Raw genomic sequence first — 12,149 nt, 5'->3', positions numbered from 1 at the left:
AAGTATCGTTGCATGGACAACTCTAGCGGCGTCGGCGTTCTCGACAAGGCAGCTCTGGTACTGAGCGCTCTGGAGTCCGGTCCGGCCACCCTCGCCGGGCTGGTCACGGCGACCGGGCTCGCACGACCCACGGCCCACCGGCTGGCCGTGGCACTGGAACACCACCGGATGGTGGCGAGGGACATGCAGGGCCGGTTCATCCTCGGCCCGCGGCTGTCGGAACTGGCCGCGGCGGCCGGCGAGGACCGCCTGCTGGCCACGGCCGGACCGGTGCTCACGCACCTGCGCGACGTGACGGGCGAGAGCGCGCAGCTCTACCGGCGCCAGGGCGACATGCGCATCTGTGTGGCCGCGGCGGAACGGCTGTCCGGACTGCGGGACACCGTCCCGGTCGGCTCCACGCTCCCCATGAAGGCCGGCTCGGCGGCCCAGATCCTGATGGCCTGGGAGGAGCCGGAGCGGCTGCACCGCGGCCTCCAGGGCGCGCGCTTCACCGCCACCGCCCTGTCCGGCGTACGGCGCCGGGGCTGGGCGCAGTCGATCGGCGAGCGGGAACCGGGCGTGGCCTCGGTCTCCGCCCCCGTACGCGGCCCCTCGAACCGCGTGGTCGCCGCCGTCTCGGTCTCCGGACCGATCGAGCGGCTGACCCGCCACCCGGGCCGGATGCACGCCCAGGCGGTCATTGACGCGGCCGCCCGGCTCAGCGAGGCACTGCGCCGCACCGGCTGACCTGCTGCCCCGCCGACCTGCTGCCCTGCTGACCTGGCAGAACACCGACCGGTTGGGCCGGCCGCCGACGCCCGCGACAGCCGGCCGGCCCGTGTTCCGTCTTACGCCACGCTCACGGGCGCACTCCGCGCCCCGCGCCGGCCGGGCGCGACGACGCCGTGTGCCGCGCCGAGACCGGTCGGCGGCATCGAGCGGTAGAACGTGCTGTACGCGCCCGCCGGCACGACATACGTCTCGTGCCAGATCCCCACTCCCCCCTCGCCGCTCCGCGCACGGCGATTGAACGCCGTCCACGCGGGGCGGTGCTGCATGTTCCGGTCCGAGGCGTAGGCGTACAGCTTCTCCCGCGACTCCCAGTACTGGATGACGGTGAAGACGCGCGGCCCCCCGTTCAGCACCCGGAAGCCCAGCATCCCCGCGCCCCGCTCGCGCGCCAACTCCTTGAGCATCCGCGGCATGGCGAGCAGCGCCGGCAGCCAACTGCGCACCCACCGGAGCCGGTTGATGCGCATCCCGACCAGGAAGACGACCACCTCCTCGTCGATGTCCGCCACCGCTCCCCCCGGTACGACCTTGTTCCCCATGACGACCCCAATCTTCTCCACTTTGGATAGCGTCACTATCCATGCTTGGATAGTGTCACTCTCCAAGGAAAGGCGCAAGGGTATGCGACTGGCGGAACTGAGCGAGCGCAGTGGGGTGCCCACCGCCACGATCAAGTACTACCTGCGGGAGCGACTGCTGCCGCCGGGTGAGCGGGCCACCACCACCAAGGCCGAGTACGGTGACACCCACCTGCGCCGGCTGCGCCTGGTCCGTGCGCTGGTCCAGGTCGGGAAGATGCCGGTGGCCGCCGCGCGCGAGGTGCTGGCCGCGGTCGAGGACGAGTCGCTGGACCACCACATGCGCCTCGGCGCGGCCGTGTGGGCCCTGCCGCACGACCCCGCCCCCACCGAGGAGACCCCGGAGATCACCGCCGCACGCGGGACGGCGGACGAGCTGCTGCGCCGCCTGGGCTGGCAGTACGGGCTGGAGCTGGGGCCGGTCTCCCCCGCGTACGGAATGCTGGTGAACGCGCTGGCCGCGCTCGCGCGGCTCAGCTATCCGCACACCGTCGAGAACGTACTCCCGTACGCCCGGATCGCGGGTGAACTGGCCGCCGCCGACCTGGACTTGGTGGAGAAGTACGAGACGCCCGCCGAGCAGGTGGAGGCCGCGGTGGCGCTGACCGTACTGCTCGAACCGGTCCTGCTGAGTCTGCGGCGGCTGGCGGAGGCGGAGGAGTCACACCGCCGCTTCGGGGCCGACTCCTCGTGACGCCGGGTCCCGCGGGGAGGGGGCCCGCCACGCGAAGAGGCCCTTCCCCGATTGGGGAAGGGCCTCTTCGTCGCGTACCCCCGACCGGATTCGAACCGGCGCTACCGCCTTGAGAGGGCGGCGTGCTAGGCCGCTACACAACGGGGGCTTGCACTGCACAACCGCGATGACCTGCGGTTTCGCGCTGGGCTACCAGGACTCGAACCTAGACTAAATGAACCAGAATCACTCGTGCTGCCAATTACACCATAGCCCATGGTGGTATAGACCAGTACCCCCGACCGGATTCGAACCGGCGCTACCGCCTTGAGAGGGCGGCGTGCTAGGCCGCTACACAACGGGGGCCCTAGCGATCCTTGCGTCGTCGCATCCGGGAGCGACCCGAAGGTGACGGTGAGAAAGGATCTGTACCCCCGACCGGATTCGAACCGGCGCTACCGCCTTGAGAGGGCGGCGTGCTAGGCCGCTACACAACGGGGGCCTGGTACTGCATGATCAAGACACCTTCAGAAGGTCTCTTGCTGGGCTACCAGGACTCGAACCTAGACTAACTGAACCAGAATCAGTCGTGCTGCCAATTACACCATAGCCCACCAGAACGCAACCCCCGCCGGGGGTCTTGTTCGGCTTGCGCTTCCCGGTCCGGCCTTTCGGCCCGCCCGGGCGGCGCAGAAAGAACATTACCCGAAGGTGGACGACGCTCCAAAACCGATAAGGCCGCGCACCAGCCCGGGCAGCTCGGCGAGCCCGCCGATCCGCGTCACCCCGTCCGGCACGTCCGCCTCCGGCACCTCCCCCTCCGCGCCGGCCCGGTCCACCCACACCGCGCCCAGCCCGGCGTCACGCGCGCCGATGGCGTCCACGTCCAGCTTGTCCCCGACGTGGACGACCCGCTCAGGCGCCAGCCCCAGCGCATCACAGGCGGCCCGGAACGCCTCGGCCGCCGGCTTCGCGTGTCCCACCTCGTCGGCGCAGAGCACCACCTCGAAGTGATCACGAATTCCCAGCGTCCGCAGCTTGCGGTCCTGATTGGCGACGGAGGAGTTCGACAACACACCCTGCCGGGCCAGCGGCGCCAGGTCCGTGAGCGCCTGGACGGAGTCCGGGAACAGCGTCCAGGCCGCCTCGTACAGCGCGACATACCGCCCGAACCAGGCGTCCGCCTCGTCATCGCTCAGCACCGCCCCGAGAAAGGCCCGAGCCCGCTCCCTACGGTGCTCCAGGAACCCCACCTCCCCGGCAAGAAAGCGCGCGAAGGCGACCTCCATGCACTCCCGCCACCGCCCGAGCGCACACTCGGCGTCCGCGTACCGCCCGAGCAGCCCCTCGGCCTCGATGTGCCGCAGCGCTCCCGCGCGGTCGGACCCGGTGTAGTCGAAGAGGGTGTCGTCCACGTCCCAGAGGACGGCCTCGATGGTCATGAAACCGACGGTACCCGGGCAGGCCGCGCGGGTGCCCGAATTTTTGCCCTGCCCACGTCAAGGCCATGGCATGCTGCCGCCCTGCTGAGGCGCGCTCGCGCGCCGAAGGCGACGCGGGGCCCGGCGGCCGGGGTTCGGCCCGCCGGGGCCTCGTGCGTGTTCAGCGGTTATGTACGGGCGGGTGGGCCCCGTGGCCTTTAATCGCGGTCAGGAACGCGGCCATGCCGCTGCGGGTGGTCGACAGGATCACCTGCGGGGCGTCGCTCTCCCGGAGACGCACAGTGCCGTCGGGCGCAACAGCGACGTTCACACAATTCACCGCCGCGTTGCTGTACGACGACTTCTGCCACTGGTATTCGTGCATCCTCCGGGCCTCACAGACTCTTCGCGATCTTGTGGATGAAGTTGCGGCTCTCGGCGGGATCGAGTGCACACCGACTCATGCGGTCCAGCACTTCCCGGTAGCGGGCGAGCTGGTCCTCCGCGTGAAGAATCTCCAGGCCGTGGTCGGTGTCCAGCAGGACGGTGTCCAGTTGAGGTACGGGCCCGCACACATAGGTGACCGGTTGGCCGCCCGCTGCGGGAGAGTCCGCCCGCCCGAACGGGATGACCTGGATCGTGATGTGCTCGTACTCACCCATGTCCATGAGATGCCGAAGCTGCGCGCGCACGACGTCCGGCCCGCCGATCCCCATCCGCAGAGCGGCTTCGTGGATGACCACGGTGTAGGGCAACGGCGGTTCCCCATGCAGGACGCCTTGGCGCCTGATTCCGACCATCGCCGGACACCATCCGTCCGTCGGGGCACGGAAGCCCGGATCTCCTGGATGCGTGCCCCACCGCCGCCTACCGTGGGTCCCGCCCTGCCTACTCGTACCGGAGGTCGCCGGCCATGGACAGAGAGATCGAAGTGGATCGGGACGCCTGCGAGCGCACTCCAGACGCGATCCGTACGGCGTTGCAGCGGCGCCCGGACTGGCTCCAGTACTTCGAGCAGGACTGGCTCAGCGCGGCGGCGGAGTTCGACCGGGCGGAGCTGGACCGGGTGGTCGACAAGTGGTTCCCCTTCGCCTGTGCGTGCGCGACGCCCGGCTACCTGGATCAGGTGGAGCAGATGGCCAAGCGCCTGGCGGAGGGGGACACGGAAGGCATGGTCTTCCGGGACGCCGAGGGCAACGCGTACGACGCCGAGAACAATCCGATCGACGTCGGCAGGTGTCCATGACCGCTTACGTCATCAGGTACGCGGACCGCGCCGCACGGTGCAAGGCGGCCTTGGGCGCCGCGCAGCGGTCCTCCTTGGACGAGCTGGAGAAACAGCTCAGCCCGAACCCGTTCGGCGCGCCTGCCAAGAGCCATCGGGACAACAGTTGGTCGGCCACCTTCGAGGGCGGCTTCATCCAGTACGTGGTGTCCAATACGCATGTCGTGATCAACGTCATCGACCTGGTGGCCGCGTGACCCGGCCCCAGAACCTACGAAGGGCGACCACCGACACCCGGTGGTCGCCCTTTCGGCGTCCGGAGTAACAACTATTACGGCGTAATAGCCGCTGCCTTACGCGCCCAGCTTCGCCAGCGCCGCGTCAATACGCGACAGCGTCCGCTCCTTGCCCAGGATCTCCAGGGACTCGAAGAGCGGGAGGCCGACCGTGCGGCCCGTGACGGCCACGCGGACCGGGGCCTGGGCCTTGCCGAGCTTGAGGCCGTGCTCCTCGCCGGCGGCCAGGACGGCTTCCTTGAGGGAGTCGGGGCTGGACCAGTCGGCGCCGGTCAGCTTCTCGCGGGCGGTGGTGAGCAGGGCCACCGGGTCGCCCTTCATCGCCTTGGTCCAGGACGCCTCGTCCTCGACCGGCTCCTTGCGGAAGAGGAAGTCGACGTTGGCGGTGATGTCGGAGAGGACCGTGAGGCGGGTCTGGGCGTGCGGGGCGATGGCCTGCCAGGCCGCCTCGTCGAAGTCGGCCGGGTCCCAGTTGGCGTGCGGGGCCTGGAGCCAGGGGCGGCAGGCTTCGGCGAAGGCCTTCGGGTCCAGGCGGCGGATGTGGTCGGCGTTGATCGCCTCGGCCTTCTTCAGGTCGAAGCGGGCCGGGTTGGCGTTGACGTCGGCGATGTCGAAGGCCGCGACCATCTCGCCGATGGAGAAGACGTCCTGGTCGGCGGAGAAGGACCAGCCGAGGAGGGAGAGGTAGTTGAGGAGGCCCTCGGGGAGGAAGCCGCGCTCGCGGTACAGGTTCAGGGACGCCTGCGGGTCGCGCTTGGAGAGCTTCTTGTTGCCCTCGCCCATGACGTACGGGAGGTGGCCGAAGGCGGGGACCGTCTTGGCGACGCCCAGTTCGATCAGGGCCTTGTAGAGGGCGACCTGGCGGGGGGTGGAGGAGAGCAGGTCCTCGCCGCGCAGGACGTGGGTGATCTCCATCAGGGCGTCGTCGACCGGGTTGACGAGCGTGTAGAGGGGGGCGCCGTTGGCGCGGAGGATGCCGTAGTCCGGGACGTTCTCCGGGGTGAAGGTCAGCTCGCCGCGGACCAGGTCCGTGAAGGTGATCGGCTCGTCCGGCATCCGGAAGCGGACGATCGGCTCGCGGCCCTCGGCCTCGTACGCGGTGATCTCGTCGGCCGCCAGGGCGCGGCACTTGCCGTCGTAGCCGGAGGGCTTGCCGGCGGCGCGGGCGGCCTCGCGGCGGGCGTCCAGCTCCTCGGTGGAGCAGTAGCACTTGTAGGCGTGGCCGGCGTCCAGCAGCTTCTGCGCGACGTCCTTGTAGAGGTCCATGCGCTGCGACTGGCGGTACGGCGCGTGCGGGCCGCCGATCTCGGGGCCCTCGTCCCAGTCCAGGCCCAGCCAGCGCATCGAGTCGAGGAGCTGCTCGTAGGACTCCTCGGAGTCCCGGGCCGCGTCGGTGTCCTCGATGCGGAAGACCATGGTGCCCTGGGTGTGCCGGGCGAAGGCCCAGTTGAACAGGGCGGTGCGGACCAGGCCCACGTGGGGGTTGCCGGTCGGGGAGGGACAGAAACGGACGCGGACGGGGGTCGCGTTAGCCACGCTTGATCACCTTGTTGGTGAGAGTGCCGATGCCTTCGATGATGACGGAGACCTCGTCGCCGTCATGGAGGGGGCCGACCCCGGCCGGGGTGCCCGTGAGGACGACGTCGCCGGGGAGCAGCGTCATCGCCTCGGTGATGTGCACGATCAGGTCCTCGACGGAGCGGATCATCTCGCTCGTGCGGCCGAGCTGGCGCTGTTCGCCGTTGACGGTGCACATGATCGTCAGGTCGCCCGGGTCCAGCTCCGTCTCGACCCAGGGGCCGAGCGGGCAGGAGGTGTCGAAGCCCTTGGCCCGCGCCCACTGGGACTCGCGCTGCTGCACGTCACGCGCGGTGATGTCGTTGGCGCAGGTGTAGCCGAGGACGACGTCCTTGACGCGCTCGCGCGGGACCTCGCGGCACATGCGGCCGATGACGACGGCGAGCTCCGCCTCGTGGTGCACCTCCTGGGAGAAGGAGGGGTGCACGACGGGGTCGCCGGGGCCGACCACCGAGGTGGAGGGCTTGAAGAAGGTGACCGGCACGTCCGGGACGTCGTTGCCCAGCTCGCGCGCGTGTTCGGCGTAGTTGCGGCCGACCGCGACGACCTTGTTGGGCAGGACCGGTGGCAGCAGGCGGACCTTGTCGAGGGGGACCTTGTGACCCGAGCGCTCGAATTCCGCGAAGGGATGTCCCTTGATGACGTCGATGTCGTCGCCGTCGAGGACGCCGAAGCCGACGTTGCCGTCGATGGAGAATCTGGCGATGCGCACGGGTTGCCGCTGCCCCTCATTGATCACTGGCCGGAGTTGACACTCCAGGCTATCGCGGGGGCGCGGCCGGCCCGCTTCCCCGTGGTCAGACGGCCGTGTCCGCGGCGGCGGCCGGTGCGGGGACGGCCTGCGGCGCGGGGGCGTCCATGAGGACGGTGCGGCGCGGGTTGGCGGTCTGGGTGGGCAGCTCGACGGCGTGTTCCGGGGCCTCGGGCGCGGCGCTCTGGAGATCGTCGGCATCCTTGAGATGCGCGAGGGTCGTGCGCCGCGGGTTGGCTATGTTGCGGAACATCATCGTGGTCTTCACTGCTTCTGCCTCGCGTAGGGACGTCGGGGAACGAGGCCGCTTTCCACGCCACGCGCGATTGCGGCCTTGTCATTTCGGGCACGTGTGTAAAGCGTCAGGCTATGCGCGCTATTCCCCGCGCGGCTGCGGGAAAGTCGACCGGGTGCCTGTGAGTTTGCTCACGAAGTGTGTGACAAATGCCGCATTCCCCATGATCAACATCCAAGGGCGAAACGGACATTGCTGGATTGAAGCCCATGTTCCGCTCCCGATCACCGCACCTGGGACAGGAGACACACGCGAGCGACTCGCGGGCATAAGTCCGTTATCGACAGCGCCACTCTCTACGCGTTGTGACGTGTTCCGTACATTGCGTCACACATGTCGCAGGGGGCGGCACCGCCCTTGTTGGAGATCCGGCACTGTGCTGGAATTCCACGGACCGCCGCGGGTTCCGGTCCGGACGGCGCGCAAGGGGCGCAGCAAAGCGCCGCGCGGTGGTGCCGCTCTCTCGGCCTGAGAGGGCAGCTCGCCGGTCACTCACGACCGCCACATGGGGGCCCCGGCCCCCGACGACTCGACAACCGTCCCGCCGTTCGCGCGGAGGGACGCCTGGTCCAGAGGTTGCGACGCTAGTGCAGGGACGTTTCAAGAGGGATGGCATGGGGTCTTCCCAGGCCCGCCAGGGCCAAGGGGAAGCTGCGGCGGACCCGGAGCTGCGCGGCGGAAGCGACCGCGCCGCCTCGCCCCAGCATGGCCCGGGCACCGGCCCGGCGGCCGGGGGCGACTCCGCCGACGGCGCCTCGCCCAAGCCGTCGAAGGGCGCCAAGGAGCCGAGCGGCACCGGCGCGCGAATAGCCATGCGCAACTGGCGCATCAGCACCCGTCTGGTCTCCCTGCTGGCGCTCCCCGTCATCGCCGCGACCACGCTGGGCGGCATGCGTATCTCCAACTCCTTGGAGAACATCGACCAGCTCGACAAGATGCAGCTCCTCACCGAGATGACGCGGCAGGCCACCGAGCTGGCCGACGCGCTCCAGGTGGAGCGGGACAAGTCGGCGGGCCCGATCGCCGGCAGCGGCAACGTCAAGGACGACGCCAGCGTCGTCGCCCCGCGGGAGTCGACCGACCGGGCCAAGCAGGCGTTCAACAAGGCCACCGGTGACGTCCAGCGCGACGACCCGACGATGTCCGGTGTACAGGCGACCCTGCTGGACATCGGGCGTCAGCTCAACACCCTCAACGAGATCCGCAACAACGCGTACAAGGACGGCGACAACGCCGCCCGTACGGTCAGCAGCTACAACCAGCTCATCACCTCGCTGCTCGCGCTGTCCCAGGACATGGCGCAGGCGACCAGCAACCCGGAGATGATCCGCAGCACCCGTGCCCTGGCGGCGTTCTCCTCCGCCAAGGAGTACGCGTCGATGCAGCGCGCGCTGGTCAGCGCCGGCCTCGCGCACAAGGGCGGCCCGCAGCTCTCCTCCAACGACCGGCTGGCCGGCCGTACCGCCGAGGACAACGAGAAGGCGGCCCGCGACCGCTTCTCGCAGATCTACACCGGCGCCACCGACCTCACCAAGGGTCTGGACGGCAACAACGACGACATCAAGGCGGCCGTCGCCTTCGCGCACCGGGCCTTCGCCAGCGACGGCGGTATCCACAGCGAGGACTACAAGTACCTCGACTGGTACGACACCGACACCGTCAAGATCGACGAGATGGGCCGCATCGAGAGCTCGCTGCTCTCGCAGATGGAGCAGAAGTCCCGCGAGCTGCGCAACGAGGCGACGCAGGAAGCGATCCTCAACGGTGCGCTGATCCTGCTGGTCCTCGGCATCTCGCTGGTCGGCGCGTTCGTCGTGTCCCGGTCCATGGTGCGTTCGCTGCGCCGTCTGCAGGACACCGCGCAGAAGGTCTCCCAGGAACGGCTGCCCGAGCTGGTCAAGCAGTTGTCCGAGGCCGACCCGCAGGACGTGGACACCTCCGTGGAGTCCGTCGGCGTGCACAGCCGGGACGAGATCGGCAAGGTGGCCGCGGCCTTCGACGACGTGCACCGCGAAGCCGTCCGCCTGGCGTCCGAGCAGGCGCTGCTGCGGGGCAACGTCAACGCGATGTTCACCAACCTCTCGCGCCGCAGCCAGGGCCTCATTCAGCGCCAGCTCTCGCTCATCTCCGAACTGGAGTCCCGCGAGGCCGACCCGGACCAGCTCTCCTCGCTGTTCAAGCTGGACCACCTCGCGACCCGTATGCGCCGTAACGGTGAGAACCTCCTCGTCCTCGCGGGCGAGGAGCCGGGCCGCCGCTGGACGCGCCCGGTCCCGCTGGTCGACGTGTTGCGCGCCGCCGCCTCCGAGGTGGAGCAGTACGAGCGCATCGAACTGAGCGCCGTCCCGCAGACGGAGGTGGCGGGCCGGGTCGTCAACGACCTCGTGCACCTGCTCGCCGAGCTGCTGGAGAACGCCACCTCGTTCTCCTCCCCGCAGACCAAGGTCAAGGTGACCGGTCACGCGCTGCCCGACGGGCGGGTGCTGGTCGAGATCCACGACACCGGTATCGGCCTGTCGCCCGAGGACCTGGCCGCGATCAACGAGCGGCTGGCCAGCCCGCCGACGGTGGACGTCTCGGTCTCCCGCCGCATGGGTCTGTTCGTGGTCGGCCGCCTGTCGCTGCGCCACGGCATCCGCATCCAGCTCCGGCCGTCCGACTCGGGCGGTACGACGGCGCTGGTCATGCTGCCGGTCGATGTCGCGCAGGGCGGCAAGAAGCCGCAGCCGGGCGGCAAGGGCGGACCGGGCGCCGGTCCCGTCGAGAGCGTCCCGAGCACCCCGAACGCCTCCGCCAACCGCCTGGCGGGCCTCCAGCCACGCGGCCAGGTCGGCGCGGGCGGCGCGCGTCCGGCGCTGCCGGGCCGCGGTGGTCCGGGCGTCCAGGGCGGCCCGGGAGCCGGCGCGTTCGGCGCGCCGGGCGGCGGCCGTACGGGCCACGCGCCCGCCGGGCCCGCCAAGGGCGGCTCCGGTGCCGGTCAGCTCAGCGACGGGCGTCCGGCGCTGCCGACCCGTGGCACGCCGGCCGGCGCGGCCCCGGGCGCCGGTGCCGGTGACACCTCGCAGATGCCGACGGTCGCGCCCCCGACGGGAGCGCCCCGCCACGAGGACCGCCCGCAGCTTCCGCAGCGCGGCCCCGCGGGCGAGCTGACCGGCGGCGCGGACTCCGGCGACGGTTCGCCGCAGCCCGGCACCACGAGCTGGGGTGCCCGCCGTGAGCGCGGCGCCTCGGACGACTGGCCGATGACGCCCCGCCAGGCGCAGGACCAGCCGCGCGGCCACGAGGAGCCGGAGACCACCGGCGGCTTCGCCCGTCCGGCGGCCGGCGGCCCCGGTGACACGGCGGAGTTCGCCCGTCCCGACTTCGACGCCCCGCCGCCCGGTGCGGACGGCTCCCAGGCCGGCCGCGGCCCCGGCGACACCGGCGAGTTCGCCCGGCCGGACGCCTTCGGTGCCGGCGCGCCGCTCCACGACGACCAGGCCACCGGCCAGTACGAGCTTCCCGCCGAGCTGCGCGGCGACTCGCCGCAGGGCCCCGGCGACACCGGGCAGTTCGCCCGCCCGGCCGCCGAGCGCGGCGGCTTCGGCGAGTACGGCGACACGGCGTACGGGACCAACGGCTACGACGCGAACGCGGGCAACGCCTTCGAGGGGGGCAACGCCTTCGGTGGCGGTGCGCCGCGGCAGGACGCCGGCACCACCGGTGAGTTCGCCGTGCCCGCCGACCTGCGCGACGGGTCGCGGCAGGGCACCGGCGAGTTCCCGGTGCCGGCGCCGGACCGGCAGCGCCAGGACGGCGGCTCCGGTGACCTGCTGGGCGGCGGTTCGCCCGCCGGCCCCGGTGACGGCCGTACGCCGATCTTCGACACGATCGAGTCGAACTGGTTCAGCCACCCGGCGTCCGACGCGGCCGCCGTCCCGCAGCAGACCGCCGACGAGCCCCCGGCCCCCTCGGCGGAGCGCTCCGAGGCGCCGCCGCTGCCGCGCCGCGAGCCCGGCGCCGCGACCGGCGCGGGCCTCGACGGCGGGGCCACCGACGGCCGCGGGCAGGGCCAGTGGCGCGCCTCCCCCAACGACGAGCGCTGGCGGCAGGCGGAGCAGATCCGCCAGCCCGCCGCCGGCGGCGTCACCACCTCCGGACTGCCCCGCCGCGTGCCGCGCGCCAACCTGGTCGCCGGCACCGCGCAGCAGCAGTCGACCCAGACCGGTCCGCAGGTCTCGCGTGCGCCCGATGATGTGCGCGGCCGTCTGACCAATCTTCGTCGGGGTATCCAGCAAGGCCGTTACCGGGCCGAGGAGAACGCCTCCACCGGCCATCACGGCATTGTCGACCCCACTCACCAGCAGGAGCGTTAGTTGAGTCCGATGAGCCAGGCGGCGCAGAACCTGAACTGGTTGATCACCAACTTCGTGGACAACACCCCCGGTGTGTCCCACACGGTGGTGGTCTCCGCGGACGGACTGCTCCTCGCCATGTCCGAGGGCTTCCCTCGGGACAGAGCCGATCAGTTGGCGGCGGTGGCCTCCGGCCTCACCTCGCTGACCTCCGGCGCCTCCCG

At 70.9% G+C, this 12,149-nt stretch carries 13 protein-coding genes and 5 tRNA genes; 6 read left to right on the top strand and 12 right to left on the bottom strand.

Features of this window, described 5'->3' with window-relative positions; translation table 11 throughout:
* The first annotated feature begins 12 nt into the window (after nt 1-12).
* Nucleotides 13-729 (top strand): IclR family transcriptional regulator NdgR, encoded by a 717-nt coding sequence (gene ndgR / locus ACH4EB_RS28610; RefSeq protein WP_003984709.1) that lies wholly within the window; start codon nt 13-15, stop codon nt 727-729.
* A gap of 101 nt (nt 730-830) precedes the next feature.
* Here the strand turns inward: ndgR and ACH4EB_RS28605 are convergent, their stop codons facing one another.
* Nucleotides 831-1,313 carry a DUF4188 domain-containing protein gene (locus tag ACH4EB_RS28605; protein WP_398350887.1) on the bottom strand — a complete coding sequence of 161 codons (483 nt, stop codon included), beginning with the start codon at nt 1,311-1,313 and terminating at the stop codon, nt 831-833.
* Nucleotides 1,314-1,395: 82 nt separating this feature from the next.
* Between ACH4EB_RS28605 and ACH4EB_RS28600 the strand changes: the two genes are divergently transcribed.
* Nucleotides 1,396-2,046: a MerR family transcriptional regulator gene (locus ACH4EB_RS28600; protein WP_398350767.1), complete on the top strand. Its 651-nt coding sequence runs from the start codon at nt 1,396-1,398 to the stop codon at nt 2,044-2,046.
* 75 nt (nt 2,047-2,121) lie between these two features.
* Here the strand turns inward: ACH4EB_RS28600 and ACH4EB_RS28595 are convergent.
* The 8 genes from ACH4EB_RS28595 to ACH4EB_RS28560 all read right to left on the bottom strand — a co-directional run bounded on the left by ACH4EB_RS28595 (nt 2,122) and on the right by ACH4EB_RS28560 (nt 4,246).
* Nucleotides 2,122-2,194: transfer RNA gene (locus ACH4EB_RS28595), tRNA-Glu, on the bottom strand.
* Nucleotides 2,195-2,230: 36 nt separating this feature from the next.
* Nucleotides 2,231-2,302, bottom strand: a tRNA-Gln gene (locus tag ACH4EB_RS28590).
* A 16-nt stretch (nt 2,303-2,318) separates the two neighbouring features.
* Nucleotides 2,319-2,391, bottom strand: a tRNA-Glu gene (locus tag ACH4EB_RS28585).
* 63 nt (nt 2,392-2,454) lie between these two features.
* Nucleotides 2,455-2,527 (bottom strand) — tRNA-Glu (locus ACH4EB_RS28580).
* A 40-nt stretch (nt 2,528-2,567) separates the two neighbouring features.
* Nucleotides 2,568-2,639 (bottom strand) — tRNA-Gln (locus tag ACH4EB_RS28575).
* Between the two features lie 87 nt (nt 2,640-2,726).
* A complete protein-coding gene (locus ACH4EB_RS28570; protein WP_398350766.1) occupies nt 2,727-3,467 on the bottom strand; it encodes an HAD family hydrolase in 741 nt (246 codons plus the stop codon).
* A gap of 160 nt (nt 3,468-3,627) precedes the next feature.
* On the bottom strand, nt 3,628-3,831 hold the full coding sequence (locus ACH4EB_RS28565) for a DUF397 domain-containing protein (protein ID WP_398350765.1): 204 nt from the start codon (nt 3,829-3,831) through the stop codon (nt 3,628-3,630).
* 10 nt (nt 3,832-3,841) lie between these two features.
* The gene (locus ACH4EB_RS28560) at nt 3,842-4,246 is read right to left on the bottom strand and encodes a DUF5753 domain-containing protein (RefSeq protein WP_398350763.1); all 405 of its coding nucleotides are present in this window, start codon (nt 4,244-4,246) and stop codon (nt 3,842-3,844) included.
* A gap of 113 nt (nt 4,247-4,359) precedes the next feature.
* On the opposite strand from ACH4EB_RS28560, the gene ACH4EB_RS28555 reads away from it, so the two are divergent.
* Both ACH4EB_RS28555 and ACH4EB_RS28550 read left to right on the top strand, forming a co-directional pair.
* Complete coding sequence (locus ACH4EB_RS28555) at nt 4,360-4,692, top strand: DUF6247 family protein (RefSeq protein WP_030018350.1); 333 nt, start codon at nt 4,360-4,362, stop codon at nt 4,690-4,692.
* Nucleotides 4,689-4,928: a hypothetical protein gene (locus tag ACH4EB_RS28550; protein WP_398350761.1), complete on the top strand. Its 240-nt coding sequence runs from the start codon at nt 4,689-4,691 to the stop codon at nt 4,926-4,928. Before ACH4EB_RS28555 ends, ACH4EB_RS28550 begins: the two co-directional genes overlap by 4 nt.
* Nucleotides 4,929-5,024: 96 nt before the next feature.
* Here the strand turns inward: ACH4EB_RS28550 and gltX are convergent, their stop codons facing one another.
* The 3 genes from gltX to ACH4EB_RS28535 all read right to left on the bottom strand — a co-directional run bounded on the left by gltX (nt 5,025) and on the right by ACH4EB_RS28535 (nt 7,564).
* Nucleotides 5,025-6,503: a glutamate--tRNA ligase gene (gene gltX / locus ACH4EB_RS28545; protein WP_398350760.1), complete on the bottom strand. Its 1,479-nt coding sequence runs from the start codon at nt 6,501-6,503 to the stop codon at nt 5,025-5,027.
* Nucleotides 6,496-7,257 (bottom strand): fumarylacetoacetate hydrolase family protein, encoded by a 762-nt coding sequence (locus ACH4EB_RS28540; RefSeq protein WP_398350759.1) that lies wholly within the window; start codon nt 7,255-7,257, stop codon nt 6,496-6,498. Before ACH4EB_RS28540 ends, gltX begins: the two co-directional genes overlap by 8 nt.
* A gap of 85 nt (nt 7,258-7,342) precedes the next feature.
* Entirely contained in the window at nt 7,343-7,564 is a 222-nt protein-coding gene (locus ACH4EB_RS28535; RefSeq protein WP_398350758.1) for a hypothetical protein, read from the bottom strand.
* A gap of 614 nt (nt 7,565-8,178) precedes the next feature.
* Here ACH4EB_RS28535 and ACH4EB_RS28530 point away from each other — a divergent pair.
* Nucleotides 8,179-11,946 carry a nitrate- and nitrite sensing domain-containing protein gene (locus ACH4EB_RS28530; protein WP_398350757.1) on the top strand — a complete coding sequence of 1,256 codons (3,768 nt, stop codon included), beginning with the start codon at nt 8,179-8,181 and terminating at the stop codon, nt 11,944-11,946.
* A gap of 9 nt (nt 11,947-11,955) precedes the next feature.
* A partial coding sequence (locus tag ACH4EB_RS28525; protein ID WP_398350886.1) for a roadblock/LC7 domain-containing protein occupies nt 11,956-12,149 on the top strand: 194 nt, incomplete at its 3' end.

The sequence above is a fragment of the Streptomyces sp. NPDC018045 genome, assembly GCF_044327445.1.
Lineage (GTDB): Bacteria > Actinomycetota > Actinomycetes > Streptomycetales > Streptomycetaceae > Streptomyces.
Note: the sequence above shows the minus strand (reverse complement) of the source record. Positions and strands in the feature narration are given on the sequence as shown.